At 44.7% G+C, this 18,992-nt stretch carries 17 protein-coding genes, 1 tRNA gene and 1 other annotated feature; of the genes, 13 read left to right on the forward strand and 5 right to left on the reverse strand.

Translation table 11 applies throughout. From position 1 onward, the window contains the following. Positions 1-50: 50 nt before the first annotated feature. Positions 51-4,088 carry a non-ribosomal peptide synthetase gene (locus tag QZW47_RS14755; RefSeq protein WP_293128195.1) on the forward strand — a complete coding sequence of 1,346 codons (4,038 nt, stop codon included), beginning with the start codon at positions 51-53 and terminating at the stop codon, positions 4,086-4,088. 468 nt (positions 4,089-4,556) lie between these two features. Here QZW47_RS14755 and QZW47_RS14760 read toward each other — a convergent pair whose 3' ends face one another. Next, complete coding sequence (locus QZW47_RS14760; protein WP_293128196.1) at positions 4,557-5,912, reverse strand: inorganic phosphate transporter; 1,356 nt, start codon at positions 5,910-5,912, stop codon at positions 4,557-4,559. A 67-nt stretch (positions 5,913-5,979) separates the two neighbouring features. On the opposite strand from QZW47_RS14760, the gene rplS reads away from it, so the two are divergent. The 9 genes from rplS to rplL all read left to right on the forward strand — a co-directional run bounded on the left by rplS (position 5,980) and on the right by rplL (position 10,715). After that, positions 5,980-6,366, forward strand: a complete 387-nt coding sequence (rplS, locus tag QZW47_RS14765; RefSeq protein WP_293128197.1) for a 50S ribosomal protein L19 — start codon at positions 5,980-5,982, stop codon at positions 6,364-6,366. A gap of 135 nt (positions 6,367-6,501) precedes the next feature. Next, positions 6,502-6,574: transfer RNA gene (locus QZW47_RS14770), tRNA-Trp, on the forward strand. Next, positions 6,545-6,733 (forward strand): hypothetical protein, encoded by a 189-nt coding sequence (locus QZW47_RS14775; RefSeq protein ID WP_293128198.1) that lies wholly within the window; start codon positions 6,545-6,547, stop codon positions 6,731-6,733. Before QZW47_RS14770 ends, QZW47_RS14775 begins: the two co-directional genes overlap by 30 nt. A 291-nt stretch (positions 6,734-7,024) precedes the next feature. Then, a complete protein-coding gene (gene secE / locus QZW47_RS14780) occupies positions 7,025-7,258 on the forward strand; it encodes a preprotein translocase subunit SecE (protein ID WP_293128199.1) in 234 nt (77 codons plus the stop codon). Next, a complete protein-coding gene (gene nusG / locus QZW47_RS14785) occupies positions 7,255-7,893 on the forward strand; it encodes a transcription termination/antitermination protein NusG (RefSeq protein WP_293128200.1) in 639 nt (212 codons plus the stop codon). Before secE ends, nusG begins: the two co-directional genes overlap by 4 nt. A 3-nt stretch (positions 7,894-7,896) precedes the next feature. Next, positions 7,897-8,322 carry a 50S ribosomal protein L11 gene (gene rplK, locus QZW47_RS14790; RefSeq protein WP_194061482.1) on the forward strand — a complete coding sequence of 142 codons (426 nt, stop codon included), beginning with the start codon at positions 7,897-7,899 and terminating at the stop codon, positions 8,320-8,322. 277 nt (positions 8,323-8,599) lie between these two features. Continuing rightward, on the forward strand, positions 8,600-9,313 hold the full coding sequence (gene rplA / locus QZW47_RS14795; protein WP_293128201.1) for a 50S ribosomal protein L1: 714 nt from the start codon (positions 8,600-8,602) through the stop codon (positions 9,311-9,313). 108 nt (positions 9,314-9,421) lie between these two features. Then, positions 9,422-9,593, forward strand: a sequence feature (ribosomal protein L10 leader region). A gap of 29 nt (positions 9,594-9,622) precedes the next feature. Beyond that, on the forward strand, positions 9,623-10,186 hold the full coding sequence (gene rplJ / locus QZW47_RS14800; protein ID WP_293128202.1) for a 50S ribosomal protein L10: 564 nt from the start codon (positions 9,623-9,625) through the stop codon (positions 10,184-10,186). A 142-nt stretch (positions 10,187-10,328) separates the two neighbouring features. After that, positions 10,329-10,715 (forward strand): 50S ribosomal protein L7/L12, encoded by a 387-nt coding sequence (gene rplL, locus QZW47_RS14805; protein WP_293128203.1) that lies wholly within the window; start codon positions 10,329-10,331, stop codon positions 10,713-10,715. Between the two features lie 126 nt (positions 10,716-10,841). Here rplL and QZW47_RS14810 read toward each other — a convergent pair whose 3' ends face one another. Beyond that, positions 10,842-11,582, reverse strand: coding sequence for a hypothetical protein (locus tag QZW47_RS14810; RefSeq protein ID WP_293128204.1), 741 nt, complete (start codon positions 11,580-11,582; stop codon positions 10,842-10,844). Positions 11,583-11,734: 152 nt separating this feature from the next. Here QZW47_RS14810 and QZW47_RS14815 point away from each other — a divergent pair, with 152 nt between their 5' ends. After that, the gene (locus QZW47_RS14815) at positions 11,735-12,361 is read left to right on the forward strand and encodes a DUF483 domain-containing protein (RefSeq protein ID WP_293128259.1); all 627 of its coding nucleotides are present in this window, start codon (positions 11,735-11,737) and stop codon (positions 12,359-12,361) included. A gap of 83 nt (positions 12,362-12,444) precedes the next feature. Then, positions 12,445-13,245, forward strand: a complete 801-nt coding sequence (locus QZW47_RS14820) for a hypothetical protein (protein ID WP_293128205.1) — start codon at positions 12,445-12,447, stop codon at positions 13,243-13,245. Between the two features lie 312 nt (positions 13,246-13,557). Here the strand turns inward: QZW47_RS14820 and crtD are convergent, their stop codons facing one another. Both crtD and QZW47_RS14830 read right to left on the reverse strand, forming a co-directional pair. After that, a complete protein-coding gene (crtD, locus tag QZW47_RS14825) occupies positions 13,558-15,147 on the reverse strand; it encodes a C-3',4' desaturase CrtD (protein WP_293128206.1) in 1,590 nt (529 codons plus the stop codon). A gap of 807 nt (positions 15,148-15,954) precedes the next feature. Then, a complete protein-coding gene (locus QZW47_RS14830; RefSeq protein WP_293128207.1) occupies positions 15,955-17,166 on the reverse strand; it encodes a ribbon-helix-helix protein, CopG family in 1,212 nt (403 codons plus the stop codon). Positions 17,167-17,348: 182 nt separating this feature from the next. Here QZW47_RS14830 and QZW47_RS14835 point away from each other — a divergent pair, with 182 nt between their 5' ends. Continuing rightward, complete coding sequence (locus QZW47_RS14835; RefSeq protein WP_293128208.1) at positions 17,349-17,609, forward strand: hypothetical protein; 261 nt, start codon at positions 17,349-17,351, stop codon at positions 17,607-17,609. A gap of 84 nt (positions 17,610-17,693) precedes the next feature. Here the strand turns inward: QZW47_RS14835 and QZW47_RS14840 are convergent, their stop codons facing one another. Then, positions 17,694-18,983, reverse strand: a complete 1,290-nt coding sequence (locus tag QZW47_RS14840; protein ID WP_293128209.1) for a response regulator — start codon at positions 18,981-18,983, stop codon at positions 17,694-17,696. Positions 18,984-18,992: the final 9 nt, after the last annotated feature.

Below are 18,992 nucleotides of genomic sequence, written 5' to 3' on the forward strand. Positions count from 1 at the left end.
TGATTAGCGACTAACAATCGGATATGATATTATCTGAACCTGATTGAAATATGCAGCAAGAAACAGAAGTTTTCGTCTTCCCCGCATCCTTTGCTCAGCAGCGGCTGTGGTTCCTCAATCAACTAGCACCGGACAACCCTTTCTACAATGTTTCAACCGCACTTTACTTAACAGGTTCCCTCAACATAAGAGCCTTAGAGCAAACCTTCAACGAAATTGTGCAACGACACGAAAGTTTGCGTACTACTTTTGCAATGTTGGAAGGCGAAATCGTGCAAATTATTGCTCCGATGCTCGCGATATCTCTCCCCACAATCGACTTACAAAATCTCTCGCCAACCCAGCAGCAAACCACAGCGCTGCAACTTGCAATTGATGCTGCACAACGCCCTTTTGATTTAGCCACCGGGCCGTTATTTAAAGTAACGCTATTAAAACAAAGTGAAACAGAGCATATTTTGTTGCTGAATTTGCATCATATTGTGGCTGATGGTTGGTCGATGGGAGTGCTAATTCGAGAGCTGGGAACGCTCTACACCGCATTTGTAAATAACAGGCGATCGCCCCTCGCAGCACTCCCCTTGCAGTACGCCGACTTTGCAGAATGGCAGCACCAATATTTGCAGGGCGAAGTGTTAGCAACTCAGTTAGCTTATTGGCGCCAGCAGTTAAGCGCAATTAGTGCGATCGATCTACCGACAGACAGACAAAGGCCTGTGGTTCCCTCCTACCGCGGCGCCAAAGAGTCGATCGCACTATCGCCTGCTTTAAGTAACTCGCTAAAGTCGCTGAGCCAGCAAGAAGGTGCGACTTTATTTATCACCTTGCTCGCGGCTTTTCAAACTTTGCTGTACCGCTATACAGGACAAGCTGATATTGCAATAGGAACGCCGATCGCCAATCGCAATCGCAGTGAAATCGAAGCATTAATCGGTTTTTTTGTCAACAGTTTAGTGCTGCGCGCAGATTTATCGGGAAACCCAACGTTTCAGGAACTATTACAGCGGGTAAAAAACGTCGCGATGACAGCCTACGCCCACCAAGATTTGCCCTTCGAGAAGCTGGTGGAGGAATTGCACCCCGATCGCGAATTGAGCCGCAATCCCCTGTTTCAAATTAGTTTCAGCCTGCAAAACACTCCTGTAGCAGCGCTCGAATTGCCGGGAATTGCTTTTAGGGCGCTCGACTTTGACTGCGGAAGCGCCAAGCTCGACTTAGAGTGCAACTTGTGGGAAGATGCAGGAAGCATTCACGGGCAATTTGTCTACAGTACCGACTTATTCGATCGCGCCACGATTTCGCGGATGGCGGGACATTTTCAAACGCTACTCGCAGCGATTGTTGCTAATCCCAAACAGCGCCTTAACGACTTGGCTTTGCTGACAGCGCCAGAATCCCAACAATTATTAATTGATTGGAATGACACTCGCAGAGATTATCCGCAAAACCAGTGTTTCCCCCAGCTTTTTGCAGAGCAAGTCGCGCGCCATCCCGATGCTGTCGCCGCCGTCTTTGAAAACCAGCAATTAACCTACCGTCAACTCAACAGCCGAGCCAACCAACTCGCAGGCTACTTGCAGCAATCGGGAGCCAAACCAGAAGTTTTAATCGGCATTTATGTAGAACGTTCTTTAGAGGCGATCGTCGCAATTTTAGGCATTATCAAAGCAGGCGCAGCGTATCTGCCTTTAGATCTAAATTATCCTCAAGAGCGCCTTAACTTCATGTTAGCAGATGCTGGCGTGTCTATTTTAGTAACTCAACAGCACTTAGCAAAAAACTTAACTGCGCCGGAATGTGCAGTAGTTTGTGTGGACTCCGACAGAGAACATATCGCCCGACAAAGCCCAGCCAACTTAACTTTAGATATCATACCAGAAAACCTGGCTTATGTCATCTACACATCCGGTTCAACCGGAAAACCCAAAGGCGTTTTAATCGAACATCGCGGACTTTACAACTTAGCTTTAGCTCAAATAGCAGCTTTTAACTTAAACTCAAATCACCGCGTTTTGCAATTCGCATCCCTGAGTTTTGATGCCTCGATTTTTGAGATTGTCATGGCCTTGGGAAGCGGAGCCACACTTTACTGCGCGCGCAAAGAATCTTTGTTACCCGGACAAACATTAATTCAATTTTTGCAGGACAATGCTATTACCCACGCCACCTTCCCGCCGTCGCTGCTAGCTGTGCTTCCAGACGCCGAACTTCCCGCACTGCAAACAATTATCTGTGCTGGCGAATCCTGTTCCTTGGATGTGGTGAAACGCTGGGCTTCTGGGCGCAGGTTTTTTAATGCTTACGGCCCTACAGAGGCGACTGTGTGGTCGAGTTTTGCCGAAATTGGCGATTGCAAAAAACCGCCAATCGGCCGCCCAATTGCCAACACGCAACTCTATATTTTAGATGAAAATTTACAGCCCGTACCCGTCGGAATTCCCGGTGAATTGTACATCGGCGGTGCTGGTTTAGCCCGAGGCTACATCAACCGCCCCGAATTAACCGCTCAGCGCTTTATTCCTCATCCGTTTAGCGAGAAAGCCGGAGAACGAATTTACAAAACAGGTGACTTAGCTCGCTATTTACCCGATCGCAATATTGAGTTTTTAGGCCGCACTGACGCACAGGTAAAAATTCGCGGCTATCGCATAGAATTAGGAGAGATTGAAGCGCTGCTGGTGGAGCATCCAGCAGTCAAAGAAACAGCCGTGGTGGCTGAAGCTGATTTATCGGGAAACCAGCGCCTAGTTGCTTATGTCGTCCCCGATCGCGATCGGGCGCTCAATCCCTTGGAAATGCGTAATTTTCTCAAGCAAAAGCTGCCCGAATACATGATTCCCCATGCCTTTGTGGCGATCGCATTTCTGCCCCTAACTCCCAACGGCAAAATCGATCGCCTGCGCCTCAAAGCAGCGGATAATATCACTAGCAATACCACAGATAAAAGCTGCATTGCACCTCGCACGCCAACCGAATCAGCCCTCGCCAAAATTTGGTCAGAAATCCTCAACACTGAGCCAGTTGGAATTCGCGACAACTTCTTCGATTTGGGTGGAGATTCCCTGCTAACAATTCGCCTGATTAAGGAGATTAACCAGCAATTTAACTCCGAGTTACCGCTATCATCTTTGTTCTTAAATCCTACAATAGAAGGTTTAGCAGATTCGCTCGATTCAGGAACAAATCCTAGGGAATGGTCGCCCTTAGTAGCAATTAAACCTCGCGGTAAAAATCCGCCTTTCTTCTGCGTCCATCCCATCTTTGGCGTCGTATTTCCTTATTGCGATCTAGCATTTCAGTTAGGAGAAAATCAACCATTTTACGGACTGCAACCAAAGGGAATTGACGGCGAAACTGCTCCGCTAACTCGCATTGAAGATATGGCGGCTGACTACATTGCAGCCTTGCGTACAGTTCAACCACAAGGCCCTTATTTTTTAGGAGGTTGGTCTTTTGGGGGTTTAGTGGCTTTTGAAATGGCTCAACAGTTGCTCGCAGCCGGGGAAGAAGTGGCTTTACTGGCGGTGCTGGATACTTTAGCGCCGGTTGCTGCTAACAAACCTTCTGTTTGGGACGGTTGCAAGTTTATTCTGACTACTGTTTCGCGATCAATCTGGCCTTTTGTCGTCGATTATTTTCGGTTGGTTGCTGCTGCGGAAAATGTCCAATTTAGTGGTATAGCTGCGCGGTTTCCCAAGTTAAATAACTTGCTAAATTTTGTAGCTAAGTTTTGGCAATGCTGGAATTGGAAACAGGCCGTTATGGTGAGCATTTTATCTCAGGAGTCAAACCAAAACAACTGGCGCGAGCTGGCAATTCCCTCGATGTTTACTTTATTTCAGGCTAACAGTCAAGCAACTCTCAGCTATGTACCGAAAATTTATCCGCACCGAATTACTCTGTTGCGATCGGGAGAAAAGCTGAAGGCGAATCATCAAGATCCGACTCTGGGCTGGAAGGATTTAACGACGGAACAAGTAGAGGTGATTCGAGTTCCGGGAAATCACCTGACTATGTTGAGAAAACCCTATGTTGAGGTGCTAGCCAGACAGCTAAAGCTTTGCTTAGAGAACGAAATAATTGATTAGGTTCGTAGTGAGGACTTTAGTCCGCAAAAAAGAGAGGACTGAAGTCCTTACTACAAACCTAATAACGCTCGTAGTGAGGACTTTAGTCCGCAAAAAAAGAGAGGACTGAAGTCCTTACTACAAACCTAATAACGCTCGTAGTGAGGACTTTAGTCCGCAAAAAAAGAGAGGACTGAAGTCCTTACTACAAACCTAATAACGCTCGTAGTGAGGACTTTAGTCCGCAAAAAAAGAGAGGACTGAAGTCCTTACTACAAACCTAATAACGCTCGTAGTGAGGACTTTAGTCCGCAAAAAAAGAGAGGACTGAAGTCCTTACTACAAACCTAATAACGCTCGTAGTGAGGACTTTAGTCCGCAAAAAAAGAGAGGACTGAAGTCCTTACTACAAACCTAATAACGCTCGTAGTGAGGACTTTAGTCCGCAAAAAAGAGAGGACTGAAGTCCTTACTACGAACCTATTGCGTTCATTTAACTAAAATCCATTGGGCGATACTGAAAATGCTAGCACCCAAACCGGCGGCGATCGGGATTGTCACCAGCCAAGCCGAACCAATTGACTGCAAAGTTTGCCATCGTACCGATTTCCAACCTTTAATCAGCCCGACTCCCACAACTGCACCGACTAAAGCGTGGGATGTGGAAACCGGCAAACCTAAACGAGATGCTAATAATACTGTGGTAGCTGTCGCTAATTCCGCGCAAAATCCGCCGCTGGGTTGCAGTTGGATGATATTTTCGCCGACAGTAGCGATCACTGTTTTGCCCCAGATGGCTAAACCGATGACGATTCCTGCGCCCCCAAGGACTAAAATCCACAAAGGAACCCTGAAATCTTCTAGGGGAAAGGAACCTGTACGCTGGATGTAGGCGATCGCAGCTAAAGGCGCAACCGCATTCCCTACGTCATTAGAACCATGTGCAAATGCTACAAAACAAGCACTCAAGACTTGAAATCTCGCCATCTGTCGCTCGATAGCAGAGTGAGAGGGAGGGCGAGATTGGGATAATATTCCCTCTTCCTTCTTCCCTCTTCCTTCTTCCCTCTTCCCTCTTCCTTCTTCCTTCGCTAAGTTTTTCCAACTATTGAACGAAAGCCCGATCGCCCCAATACTCCCAATGCCAATCACAATATCGTGAATTGGCAGACTCCAGCCAAATGTATCGCGCAAAAAGTCGATCGCACCTGTCTGCACCAAACCCACATCCACAACAGACGGCAAAACAATTATCCCAAATACGGTCAACAGCGCCGCACTCAGCCAAGGTATCCACTCGCGCAGTTGAAATAGAGGATCTGGGCGATCGAGAATCCAATGCTTTACCCCACTGTAAAATAGTGCAGCTAAAGCACCGCTAGCAAAAGGTGTCGCCACCCAAGTTAACGAGATCCTGCCGATAATCGGCCAATCAACCGCATGAATTCCGGCTGCTACCCAGCTAAAACCTGCGATCGCACCTACCACCGCATGGGATGACGAAACCGGCAAACCTCGACTGGTAGCAATTTGCAGCCACAAGCCGCAAGCTGCTAACACTGACACCATCCCGATTAAAAATACCTGCGGTTTTGCCACAAACACTTCTGCATTCACAACTCCTGTTGCAAGAGTTTCGGAAACTCCTTCCCCGAACAGCACTGCACCGGAAAACTCCAGTATCCCTGCAACAATTATTGCTTGTCGCAGCGTCAGCGCCTTCGAGCCTACCGATGTCCCCATTGAGTTCGCCACATCGTTAGCCCCCAAGTTGGCGGCGACATACAAGGCTAGCGTGGCGATCGCGCCCAGTTGCAGAAATTCCACCCCAGAAGTATTTAACATAGAATTTTTTTGAGATAAAACTGGCAGTTCGATATATGATAAGGGATTGTGAGTTTTGGAAATTTTTATGAAAGGCGCAGCAGAAATAATCCGTTCGCTCGAAACGGCAGAAATAAATAGAGTCAAAGTAGAACTCAGCAAAGTGCTCCCCGATATTTACGTTGGCGACACCGTGCGCGTCGGCGTGAGAATTAAAGAGGGCGCGAAAGAACGGGTTCAACCCTACGAAGGCACTGTGATTGCCATGCGGAACGGCGGGATTAATGAAACAATCACCGTCCGTCGCGTGTTTCAGGGCGTCGGCGTGGAACGGGTGTTTTTGATTCACTCGCCCCGCATCGCTAATGTCCAAGTCATGCGTCGCGGTAAAGTCCGTAGAGCCAAACTTTACTACCTGCGCGATCGCGTCGGCAAAGCAACTCGCGTCAAACAGCGGTTCGATCGCTCCCTCTAGGAATGCACCCAGCCTCCTATTGGTGAGAGAGAAAATGGGAAATTAAAAAAATAAAAAAAAAAGTTTCCCATTTCCGATCACACTGTGTTAAAATACGAATCTAGAGGTTAAGCGAATTTCAGCAACCTCACCTGTGCGCTCTTAGTTCAGTTGGTAGAACGCAGGTCTCCAAAACCTGATGTCGGGGGTTCAAGTCCTCCAGGGCGCGCTGAATCACCAAAATTTTAATTCTGCCCGAAAGCGCCCGGATAATTGGCTGGAAACAGCCGAAACCGAAGACTTTCGGGTAGAATTAATTTTTGTGGGCGGTTCGCAACAAAGGCCATCAACAAATGCTCGGTTTAAACAGTTGACAGTTGACAGTTGACCTGGGACAGCGAAGTGATAAGAACGAAGATTTAAGCTCCGTTCTTATCATAATCTGCCGACCTGAGTAAGGGCTTCAAACCCCGGCTATTCTGTGGCTTCTGGCTCGTCGGTTTCGGCGATCGGCATTTACACCGTTGATGGCTTAGGCTTGTAAAAAAGTGCTGGCTTTGGATTTGAGATTTTGGACTTGGGCGTAAGTGGTTAGTGTCAAAAAATCAAAGAGCCGCGAGCCACTCACAAAATCTAAAATCTAAAATCTGAAATCTGAAATCGCAAGGGGGATTCGATCGTGGCGAAAAAAGACGAAGCTCAAGAAACTCAAGAAATGACTGCGCCTGGGTTCGATCCTGCGGGTTTTTTTAAGGAAACTAGAGAAGAACTCGATAAAGTGGTCTGGCCGAGCCGCCAGCAGCTAATTAGCGAGTCTTTGGCCGTGCTTTTGATGGTAATCCTCTCAGCAAGCCTGATCTATTTGGTGGATAACTTCTTTAACTGGGGCGCAGGAAAGGTGTTTGGGCCATGACTTTTGCATCAGAAGAATCTGATTATTCCACAGAAGCGACGGGACAGGCAGCATCGCCAGATAAGCCGGAGATTCAGGCTCGCTGGTATGCTGTTCAGGTAGCCTCAGGCTGCGAGAAGCGCGTGAAGGCAAACTTGGATCAGCGGATTCAAACTTTGGATGTTGCCGATCGTATCGTTCAAGTCGAAATTCCGCAAACTCCAGCGATCAAAGTCGGCAAAGACGGTTCCCGGCGCCAGTCAGATGAGAAAATTTTCCCCGGCTACGTACTCATCCGTATGTATATGGACGAGGATACGTGGCAGGTGATTAAAAATACCCCGAACGTAATTAATTTTGTAGGGGCAGAGCAAAAACGCCGCTACGGGCGCGGCAGGGGTCACGTCAAACCGCTACCTCTGAGTCATTCGGAAGTAGAACGGATCTTCAGAAACGCTCAGGAATCAGAACCAGTTGTCAAAGTATCGATGGCGACAGGAGACCACGTTGTGGTACTTTCCGGGCCATTTAAGGATTTTGAAGGTGATGTGATTGAAGTTAGCCCGGAACGGAACAAGCTCAAAGTTTTACTCTCGATTTTTGGGCGCGATACGCCTGTAGAATTAGAGTTCAATCAGGTTCAGAAACAGAACTAACTAATGGCAAAGAAAGTTGTTGCAGTAATTAAGTTGGCGATTACGGCGGGAAAAGCCAACCCAGCTCCTCCGATCGGCCCAGCCTTGGGTCAGCACGGCGTCAATATTATGATGTTTTGCAAGGAGTACAATGCTAGAACCGCAGACCAAGCAGGTCTCGTGGTTCCGGTAGAAATTTCGGTTTTTGAAGACCGCAGTTTTACGTTTATTCTCAAAACCCCTCCGGCTTCGGTTTTGATTCAAAAAGCTGCTGGTATTGCTAAGGGTTCGGGTGAACCTAACCGCAAGCAAGTAGGGAAAATTACACAGGCTCAGTTGCGAGAAATCGCTGAGACTAAAATGCCTGACCTCAATGCTAATGATGTTGAAGCTGCTATGAAAATTGTAGCGGGAACAGCTAAAAACATGGGCGTGGCGATCGCTGATTGAAGGAAGAAGGAAGAAGGAAGAAGGAAGAAGGAAGAAGGAAGAAGGAAGAAGGAAAAGTTTTTTCTGATTCGTAATTCTTACTTGTCAGTCTTAAATCCTAAATTGCTAATCCAAAATTCCTGATTTTCAATCCAAAATCCAAAATCGCAAGTCGGTTCAGGGGGAGAAGTAATACTTCGCTAGCAACCGCAAATTTTTTAGATTTTAAATGACCGAAATGGTTCAATCTAAAATCTAAAATCTAAAATCCAAAATAGACTGACCCCAGGAAATAACAATGGCAAAGAAAGTATCCAGAAGACTGCAAGAACTTCTCAAAAAAGTTGAAGAGAGACCTTACCTACCGCTGGAAGCTCTGCAACTTTTGAAAGAAACAGCAACCGCTAAGTTTGGCGAATCTGCTGAAGCTCACATCCGTTTGGGAATTGACCCGAAATATACTGACCAACAGTTGCGGACAACTGTATCGCTACCAAAAGGAACTGGTCAAGTAGTCAGAATTGCGGTGATTGCTAAGGGCGAAAAAGTTAAAGAAGCTCTGAATGCTGGCGCGGATATTGCTGGTTCTGAAGAGTTGATCGAAGAAATTCAAAAGGGCATGATGGACTTCGATTGTCTGATTGCTACTCCAGATGTGATGCCGTTGGTGGCAAAATTGGGTCGGTTGTTGGGCCCGCGCGGCTTGATGCCTTCTCCCAAAGGCGGCACGGTGACGACTGACATTGCTCGGGCGATCGATGAATTCAAAGGTGGTAAACTAGAATTCCGTGCCGATCGCACAGGCATCGTTCATGTTATGTTTGGCAAGGCAGCTTTCTCAGCGGAAGATTTGCTGGTAAACCTTCATGCTTTGCAAGAAACTGTTGACCGCAACCGTCCTTCTGGTGCGAAGGGTCGCTACTGGCGCAGTTTGTACATATCCGCAACTATGGGCCCATCGATCGAAGTCGATATCAGTGCTCTGCGCGATACCAAACTTGATGCTGTCTAGCAAGTATTGATCCGAAGGCAGAAGTAAAAGACAGCTTCGGTTGTCTGTGTAAATCTCTCAGGAAATTTGCATGATACCCTTGCTAATGTCTGCCTTCTGGTGATAGTCTAATCAAAAATCCATAAGCTGAAGACCGCAGGTGCCTAGCGCTTAATTTCCTGCCGAGGCCCAAGAAATAAAAAGTCAAGAAAATCAATTAAAAAGTTCTATCTTTTAATTCCTAATTCTTAGTTTTTAATTCTATGCCCCGGCTATAAGGTTGGGGTTTTTGATTGGCAGTTTGAGATCCTAAAAGGAGGTGAAATTAGTATGGGCAAAAGTTTAGCAGTAAAAAATGAGATTATTGCAAACCTCAAGCAAACCTTGAGCGAATCTCAACTGGTAATCGCGATCGACTACAAAGGCTTAACTGTTGCTGAAATAACAGATTTGCGGCGGCGTTTGCGTCCCAAAGGCAGCAGTTGCCAAGTGGCAAAAAACACGCTGATGCGAATTGCTGTTGATGGCGATGAAACATGGCAGCCGATACAGGAATTGTTGACTGGTACGTCGGCATTCATGTTCGTGCAAGAAGATATTGGCGGCGCGATAAAAGCTTACCAAGAATTCCAAAAAGCTTCCAAGAAGACAGAACTTCGCGGCGGCGTAATGGAAGGACGGGTGCTGAAAGAAGCTGATGTGAAAGCATTAGCTGATCTGCCGTCGAAAGAACAACTCATGGCTCAAATTGCTGGCGCTATCAACGGTGTCGCAACCAAGTTGGCTGTGGGTATCAATCAAGTTCCTACTTCGATCGCACGTGGTCTCAAAGCTTATGCTGAAAAAGACGGCGATGCAGCAGAAGTAGTAGCAGAAGTAGCAGCAGAAGCATAAACTGCTTAGTCATTAGTCATTGGTCATTAGTCATTGGTGTTGATTAACACGGTGACGAATGGAGACAAGAGACTAATAATTAACGATCGCAAATCCAAAATCCAAAATCCAAAATCCAAAATCGAACTAAGGAGTTTAACGAATGTCTACTGCAACCGACGAAATCTTAGAAAAACTGAAAACTTTGACTTTGCTCGAAGCTTCTGAATTGGTCAAGCAAATTGAAGAAGCTTTCGGCGTCAGCGCTGCTGCTCCTGTAGGCGGCATGATGATGATGGGCGGCCCTGCTGCTGCTGTTGAAGAAGTAGAAGTACAAACTGAGTTCAGCGTCATTCTGGAAGAAGTTCCTGCTGACAAGAAAATCGCCATTCTGAAGGAAGTCCGGGCAATTACCGGTCTGGGCCTGAAGGAAGCGAAAGACTTGGTAGAAGCCGCACCGAAGGCAGTTAAGGAAGCTATTGCTAAGGAAGCTGCTGAAGAAATGAAGAAGCAGCTTGAAGCTGTGGGCGCAAAGGTTTCTATTAAGTAGTCATAGACTGTAGCCGACAGGTTTCTACCTGTCGCTATGTGACCTCAGTTTGCTGTGCAGACTGAGGTTTTTTTGGGTTAGTTAAAGCGTATTGAGATATTTCGATATGCAAGAAAATAACTAAATTCAATTTAGACAACAATTCTTTACATATTCTTGAAAAACAGAAGACAATTTAAACAAGATTTTATCCTCTTTTATTTTCGTCACTAAATACCTTTGTTGTAAAGACTGTAAACCATTAATTAAATCCATTGATGATAAATCTAAACTCTGTCTTAAATATTCTCTGGATACAGGTTGATTAAACTTACTTAATTCTAAGACAAGTTGCTGTTCTATAGGTGATAGTTTGTTAAATAACTGGTTAAAATTATCTTGCATATTTTTGGTAATAATCAAGCTATTATCCGCTAAAAACTCAGCAACATCCCCATCAAAAATCTTTTTGATTGAAATAGCAATACTTTTCAAATAAACCGGATTACCCTCATATAAATTAATTAACTTTAACCAACTATCCTCATTTTTTAATCCTGTACCTTTCAGAATCTCCACATCATCTAAACCTGATAACTCTAAAGACTTAATAGGATATAATTCTTCATCTAAACACTGCATTTCTGCACATTGTTCTTGACTAATTAAAATTACATGACTCTGATGTTCAACTTCTGCGAGCGTGGTAAAAAAGTTTTGATAATCTTGATATTCTGATTTATATTCTCCAGCCAATTGACCGTCAATAAAGACATTATGAACATCATCAAAGATAATCAAACATTTTTTATACATGAGTATATCTAATAGCTGTTTTAACTTCTCATCTAGATTTTCGGGAATATTTTGTTTGTTACAAACCTTCAATAAATCATTTATAAGTAATTCTAAAGATTTAGAATTCTTTAGACTTCTTACCTCAAGAGTTATTTACTACAACTAAAGCTGTTTTTAGTAAAGATTTTTCTGACCAAGCTCATGTTTTTATTGCTAAGTCACAAGATGCTTTAACAAATGCAATTGCTTCAGGATGGTATCCTTTAGTTGTCGATGGAAGAGTAATTGAAAAACATTTAGCAGACCATTATACTTTTGGAAAAGCGCTAGGTTATCCTCACTGTTGTCTTGAGTTTTTTCAAAAGCGAAATCATTGGAATTTTTATAATAATTACTATGAAATTTATCGCAATACAATTAACAAGTCTACATATTTATCAAATGGGTTGTTACGCCATACTCCATTTTCATTGATTCCCCATATACCTTGCTCTTTTAATTGTGAAGCATCTATCGAGTATGCTAAAAGAAATCGGCTTCTAATTAATGAGGAGAGCCAAGAATATTTAGAAGAAATAGAACATCATTTACAAACACCAATTTTATGTTTGTCAGAACTTAAAATTTATCGTTTTGAAGGTAACATTGTTGCTGAAAATGTAGTCAACTATCAATCTGTAGAGGCAATATATCCTACATCACAAAATGATTTACTATATCAAATACTTGTTAAAGGTGATACTTGTATTGTTGAGGGGAATATTATTAGAGTTTACCGAGATAATTTTCAGATAAGTGCTTATTTTGCTAGAGGTGACAAACATGAAGTAGAGATTCCATTTTTAATTAGTTTTTCCAAAGATACTTAATTGACAAAATAGGTATTATTAAAAATATTTTAGGGAGCAGATAAAATGTATACTTTAGTTTTAATTAGACGAGGATTAATATCATGAATCTTGTAGAAAAAATTATTAACAATATTCAAGAAAAAGACTTACAATATATTCTTGATTTAGAAAAAGAGATTTTGAATTCTAAATTAACTTTAGATCGAAATTTGTTAATAGATGTGGAGGATCAAAAAACCGCACAACGATATTTCTATCTTCATACACTACCTATGTTAGAAGGACTAGGAGTTTTAGAGCAGCAGGAAAATGCTATTTTTTGGGGGACTGTGCAATTATGTTTAGATTTACATCTAAGATATGTGGATTACATCATAGATGATGATAAAATAGACATAAGCAGATTATTAATTACGCAAAAATCTTATAACTATTTATTCCGAGCGCAAATGCTACTAAATCAAAAAGGCTATTTGTGGGGTTCCGATCAAATGGCTATTTATACGCAATATTTTGACTACGAGAAGGAGGCAAATACCGATATGTTTCATGATTTTGGTAGCTTATGGAGACGAGTATCTCCTCTATTCATTGTTTCTGAAAGTTACTTAAAATTATCTGGTCAAATAGTTGATTTTGATTTTTATTACAAACGGTATATAAGTTCTTGGCTGCTCAAAGCAGATTGCTCGGATATTATTAAGGATATTCATAAACAAAAAACTCCGATTACCCATTTAGTATATGATTATGATGCTCAAATTGATAAGAATGTAATGTTGATGGCTAAGACTATTAACTCTATTGATGTCAAACTCGATCGAGGTTTAACTCAAATCAAAAACCACATATTTAACAAACTTCCAATATGGACAATAATTATTGAAAGTTTGTTGTCTTAAAGTTTCGCTATAGCCTTTCGAGCGAAAGATGGAGTACGCCGAAACCCTCTGTTGTCAAGCTTTTTAGGTTTAATTATATACCTCATCTATCCAAGAACCGCTATATCAGGCTTGAACGGCTTTGGTTGTCACTGTCTTTGTTATACCATTTATAAAAAGTCGTGCTACAAAACAATTGTTGGGCGGAGTGAAACGGAGGGTTGTTTCCACGGGCCCGAAGTGTAAGGTGCGTCGCCATGAGATTGTTAACTTAATTTAGGGATTTTTCTGGGCGACACACCCTACAAATACTCCAATTATTTTGCCAAATTCTCAAAACTCGGCTTCCATTTGTCGCACGACGGTTAAAGCAGAATAGGAAACACCGGCTGTACCTTCTCCCGGATGGGTAGAGTCGCCGACTAACCAGAGGTTTTTAATTGGTGTGCGGTTGGCAAAGCCGAACGGGCCGAAGTTTGGTACTCGCTGGCCAATTCCACCGACAACTCCTTTATCGCGCGCCGTGTAGCGGGCAAAGGTGCGAGGTGTGGCTGATTCTTGGTGTACAATTTTTTCGGGTGTCAAATCGAAATATTCGCTTAAACGCGCGATCGCCCCTTCAGCGTATTTTTGCTTCAATCCTTCATAATCAGCGGAATTCCACCACATTCGAGTATCAGTAAAAGACGAAGCGATAATTGTCACCATTCCCTCCGGTGCTCGGCCGTCGCCCGCATGACTCACGGAAACAAATAACGAATTATTCTCGCCAATCTCGCCGTCGTAATCGTAGAGAAACTGAAGGTGCGGCGGACAATTCGCTGGAATTGCGCTTTCATGCACTCCCAAATATATCACAAATGCGCCGGATGCGGGTGGCAATTTATCAACTCGATATTTGTAGCCGGCCATTTGATTTGGCAGTTGGTTTGTTGTATCTAAATTATCTGTTAAAGTTTCTACAACAGACTCGTTTGACATCAATTTTACAAGATTTTGGGCTGTGACGTTGGCAACAATACGATCGCCAGTTTCTGTCCAAACTTCGCCTGTTTTTTGATTGCGAATCACTGTAGCTGTGGCTTTACCGTTAGTGGTGACAATACTTTCGACTGTGTGGCGCAGCAGGACTTTGCCGCCGTAAAGCTCGATCGCACTTACCAGGCGATCGCTCAACACCTGCATACTTCCTTGTAAATGATACAATCCCAGCGGCGCTTGGGAAACTCCCAAAGCCGTCGCCGCGTAAAGTAGCGCCGTTTCTTCGGTATCGACTTGGGAATACAATTTTAACTGCAAATCCAGAAAAGTTCTTAACCGCAAATTGTCGCCCAAACCGCACAAGCGCAAAGCATCTCCCACTGTCATAAAAGTGAAAGGTAAAGTAATTAAAGTATCAGGGCGAACTGCTTGAATTAATTGCCAGAAATCCCAGAAGTTTCTCGGCGGTAAAACTGGATCGCGCCCTTGAAAGTTCCAGCTAGCTTGGAACAATGTAGATAGTAATTGCCAAAAAGGTTCGCTTCCGGGGAATTGTTTTTGTCTTTCTTGCTTCCACTTTTGCGGATCTCGCCACACGCTAATCGGTGCGGTTTCTCCCGGCAAAAATACCGCACAAGCCGGATCGCAGGGTGTGGCGGGGGGAAGTTCTATTTCTAATTCTGAGAAAATTCGGTGGTGAATCCCTCCGGGTTCCAATCCTGCAACCTGTGTCGCGCCGACATCGAAGGTAAAGCCTTTGCGTTTGAAGGTGGAAGCGCATCCTCCAGGGACGATCGCCTGATCTAACACTAGCACTTGGTATCCTCTGCGGGCGAGCAGGGCTGCTGCTGTCAGTCCACCGATGCCGGCTCCAATTACCGTGACGCGGCCCTTTGTGTCTGCTGCACTGGGTTTGCTCTCAGGGGTGCGATCGCTCGTCATAATTTATTTATTGTAATATTTCTTAATATTATGCTCATACTTAGCAATAAAAAGCTTGTGCAGATAGCACATAACGGCTGTCTCATGTCCGATCGATTACCACCACAAAAAAGGTTCGTAGTGCGGACTTGAGTCCGCTCTAATGCTGCGGACTGAAGTCCACACTACGAACCGACACAAAAAAGGTTCGTAGTGCGGACTTGAGTCCGCTCCAATGCTGCGGACTGAAGTCCGCACTACGAACCGACACAAAAAAGGTTCGTAGTGCGGACTTGAGTCCGCTCTAATGCTGCGGACTGAAGTCCGCACTACGAACCGACACAAAAAAGGTTCGTAGTGCGGAATGCGAGTCCGCTCTAATGCTGCGGACTGAAGTCCGCACTACGAACCGACACAAAAAAGGTTCGTAGTGCGGACTTGAGTCCGCTCCAATGCTGCGGACTTAAGTCCACACTACGAACCGACACAAAAAAGGTTCGTAGTGCGGACTTGAGTCCGCTCTAATGCTGCGGACTTAAGTCCGCACTACGAACCGACACAAAAAAGGTTCGTAGTGCGGACTTGAGTCCGCTCTAATGCTGCGGACTGAAGTCCGCACTACGAACCGACACAAAAAAGGTTCGTAGTGCGGAATGCGAGTCCGCTCTAATGCTGCGGACTGAAGTCCGCACTACGAACCGATCGCGCGTGCGGTTAATCTGGAGACGATATGAGATGGTGCGTAATTGACCGGATCGTGATAGGAGACTTGTAGGAACAGGGCATTGCCGTGTCCCTACCCGCAGCTTTAAAAAAATCGTATTAGAATCAGGAACGGCGCCACTTATTGAGATAAGCTTCGCCAATCCCAGCCACAGCTTGCATTTGAACGAGCTGTTCCCGTAAACCTTTGATGGTTCTTTGCTGTTCTTGAGACTGTTGCTGCAAATCCTCGTAATTTCGCTGTTTCGCCGCACTTTGACTCAATTGATGTTCTAGAGAGTGGAACTGGACGAGTTGAACTTGCAAGTTGCCGATCGCACTTGACATTTGTGCTAACTGGTGCTGCAAATCTTCGTAACTCGACTTAGACACTGTTTGCTGCAATTGGCTGGCGAGATTTTGCCTTTCCGTAGCGAATTGCTGGTGCAATTGGGCGATCGCACTTTCTTTGTCGGCTACTTGATGCTGCAAAGTTTCCAAATCGCTCGACTTGGAGGCTAATTGCTGCTGCAATTCGTTAGCCCAATGTTCTTTTTCGGCAACTTGATGCTGCAAAGATTCCAAATCGCTCGACTTGGAGGCTAATTGCTGCTGCAATTCGTTGGCCCAATGTTCTTTTTCGGCAACTTGATGCTGCAAAGATTCCAAATCGCTCGACTTGGAGGCTAGTTGCTGCTGCAATTCGTTGGCCCAATGTTCTTTTTCGGCTACTTGATGCTGCAAAGATTCGTAACTTGACTTCGGTACAGTTTCCTGCAATTGACTTTCGAGATTTTGCTTTTCGGTAGCTAATTGCTGCTGCAATTGGGCGATCGCACTTTCGCCTTCGCTCAACTGCTGCTGCAAAGATTCGTAACTTGACTTCGATACAGTTTCCTGCAATTGACTTTCGAGATTTTGCTTTTCGGTAGCTAATTGCTGCTGCAATTGGGCGATCGTACTTTCGCGTTCAGTCAACTGCTGCTGTGAAGCTTCATAACTTACTTGCAGGGGATTTGACTGTACGCTCACCGAGTCCAATAGAGTTTCTGCCGTTATCGCGTCATTACTGTCGCTTTTTTCGGCTGTTTCCCCTTCCAATTCAGCGGTCTCGACCGCAATTTCTTCACCTTTTTTCCAAGTGACACTAACTTGACTCTTGTCCTTAGAAATATCCAGAGCGCCTTTTGCCAAGCGTTCTAGGAGTTCCGACCTTGATATTCCCAGCTTTCGAGCGATCGCGTTCAACCGATCGGCACTAGAAGGAGTCAGCGAAAGTCCGACTTTGACTTTGCTGTCTGGATTTGAACTAACTACATTGCGATTTTTTTTGACCATTGGCATTTTCCTCATGCCAACCTACACTTATTAGTATAGTGGCTGAAGCTTGTATTTAAAATCAATTTTTGTTACTTACCAATTGTGGCAGATTCCGTTCCCAATCTCACAAAAATTCGTGAAGATTCTCTTGGGTTCATTCCTCGCAGCAGAACCGCTTAAACATTCCCCGGGCGGTTTTTTTGCGTCACGATCCCGCAGATAGCACATTTGAGCTTGTCAAATACTATCTAACTTGGCGCTGTTTGTCACGGGTGCGGCGCGATCGACCAAATCCAAATCAGCCGCCCGATAGTCTTTGGAATGCTGCAAAAATAGGAGTCTCCACCATTTCCGTTTCCTTGGGCGACTCCACAGCAACGCCGGCGCGGGAAAATCGGCACCTCAAGCCAAGTACGGTTGATGAGCTTGCCAAATTTGGGCGATCGATCGAGTATACTTAGCCTCGCAGTCAGCGTCACAGCCGAACAGAGGCTGCACATCCAGAACAATCAAATTGCCGCTGGGGATCGTTCTAAATTATCGCATTAATCGATCGGCAGTGCGATCGTAAATTGGGCCCCCTCACCCAACACAGAAGAGCAAGTCAAAGTGCCGCCGTGCATTTCTTCCACTATCTGGCGGCTAATAGACAAACCCAACCCCGTCCCTTCACCGACTAATTTCGTAGTGAACAAGTGGTCAAAAATGTGTGCTTTTACATCCTGAGAAATCCCTTTACCGTTATCTTTAATTTTGACTACGACCCTTTGTCTGTCTTCACTTAATTCGGTTGTAATAGTAATCTTATTAGGAGACGCTTCAATGTCATGATAACTGCGTCCGTAACTGCACTCATTCACAGCATCGATCGCATTTGAGATCACATTCATAAACACCTGATTCAGTTGTCCCAAATAACATTTTACGGGAGGGATATCTTTATATTCCTTAAGAACTTGAATTTCGGGGCGAGTATCTTGAGCTTTCAGGCGGTGCTGCAAAATCATCAGCGTGCTATCAATACCGTCGCAGATGTTAGCCAAGACTTTCACAGCCGTATCGGCGCGGGAGAAGGTGCGGAGGGAAGTGCTGATGTTGCGGAGGCGATCGCATCCGATCTCCATTGATGATAGCATCTTCGCTGTATCTTGCAATACATATTCTAAATCAATGTTTACCGCGTGAAATTCAATATCTTTCCCTGGATTTGGACATTCTTGCTGATAAAGCCGCAAATGCTCAACAATGTCTTGTAATGCCAAATTTAACTCCTTGATATTGCCATAAATAAAACCGACTGGATTGTTGATTTCGTGAGCCACACCAGCAACTAAATTGCCCAAAGCCGACATTTTTTCGTTCTGAATTAACTGAAGCTGCGATTGCTTGACTTGCGCCAAAGCAGAAGTTAGTTCCGCCGTGCGCGAGGCTACGTGCTGTTCTAGTTCTTTATGCAAATTTCGGAGTTTGATGTGAGTATTGACACGCGCCAACACCTCCATTTCTTCAAAAGGTTTAGTGATATAATCAACAGCACCGATCTGAAATCCTTTAATCTTATCTGCTGTATCCGACAAAGCAGTCATAAAAATTACAGGAATGTCCTTGGTAGCTGGCGAAGCTTTGAGGCGGCGGCAGGTTTCAAAGCCGTTAATTCCCGGCATCATGACATCGAGTAAAATTAAACTCGGCAGCGTATACTGAACTTGCTTGAGAGCTCGTTCGCCGTCAATGGCGATCGCAACTTCATAACCCGCATCCGTCAACGCCTCCGAGATGACATCTAGATTAGCGGGCGTATCATCTACTACTAAAATTAACTCAGCTTCTGACATAAATATTTC

The sequence above is a fragment of the Microcoleus sp. bin38.metabat.b11b12b14.051 genome, assembly GCF_013299165.1.
Taxonomy (GTDB): Bacteria; Cyanobacteriota; Cyanobacteriia; order Cyanobacteriales; family Microcoleaceae; genus Microcoleus.

What these genes read in the sequence shown, in the direction of transcription:
- rplK (WP_194061482.1), top strand. Translation starts at nt 7,897, where the DNA reads ATGGCAAAGAAAGTTGTTGCAGTAATTAAGTTGGCGATTACGGCGGGA.
- QZW47_RS14755 (WP_293128195.1), top strand. Translation starts at nt 51, where the DNA reads ATGCAGCAAGAAACAGAAGTTTTCGTCTTCCCCGCATCCTTTGCTCAG.
- QZW47_RS14840 (WP_293128209.1), bottom strand. Translation starts at nt 18,983, where the DNA reads ATGTCAGAAGCTGAGTTAATTTTAGTAGTAGATGATACGCCCGCTAAT.
- rplJ (WP_293128202.1), top strand. Translation starts at nt 9,623, where the DNA reads ATGGGCAAAAGTTTAGCAGTAAAAAATGAGATTATTGCAAACCTCAAG.
- nusG (WP_293128200.1), top strand. Translation starts at nt 7,255, where the DNA reads ATGACTTTTGCATCAGAAGAATCTGATTATTCCACAGAAGCGACGGGA.
- rplA (WP_293128201.1), top strand. Translation starts at nt 8,600, where the DNA reads ATGGCAAAGAAAGTATCCAGAAGACTGCAAGAACTTCTCAAAAAAGTT.
- QZW47_RS14820 (WP_293128205.1), top strand. Translation starts at nt 12,445, where the DNA reads ATGAATCTTGTAGAAAAAATTATTAACAATATTCAAGAAAAAGACTTA.
- rplS (WP_293128197.1), top strand. Translation starts at nt 5,980, where the DNA reads ATGAAAGGCGCAGCAGAAATAATCCGTTCGCTCGAAACGGCAGAAATA.
- QZW47_RS14830 (WP_293128207.1), bottom strand. Translation starts at nt 17,166, where the DNA reads ATGGTCAAAAAAAATCGCAATGTAGTTAGTTCAAATCCAGACAGCAAA.
- QZW47_RS14760 (WP_293128196.1), bottom strand. Translation starts at nt 5,912, where the DNA reads ATGTTAAATACTTCTGGGGTGGAATTTCTGCAACTGGGCGCGATCGCC.
- rplL (WP_293128203.1), top strand. Translation starts at nt 10,329, where the DNA reads ATGTCTACTGCAACCGACGAAATCTTAGAAAAACTGAAAACTTTGACT.
- crtD (WP_293128206.1), bottom strand. Translation starts at nt 15,147, where the DNA reads ATGACGAGCGATCGCACCCCTGAGAGCAAACCCAGTGCAGCAGACACA.
- QZW47_RS14775 (WP_293128198.1), top strand. Translation starts at nt 6,545, where the DNA reads ATGTCGGGGGTTCAAGTCCTCCAGGGCGCGCTGAATCACCAAAATTTT.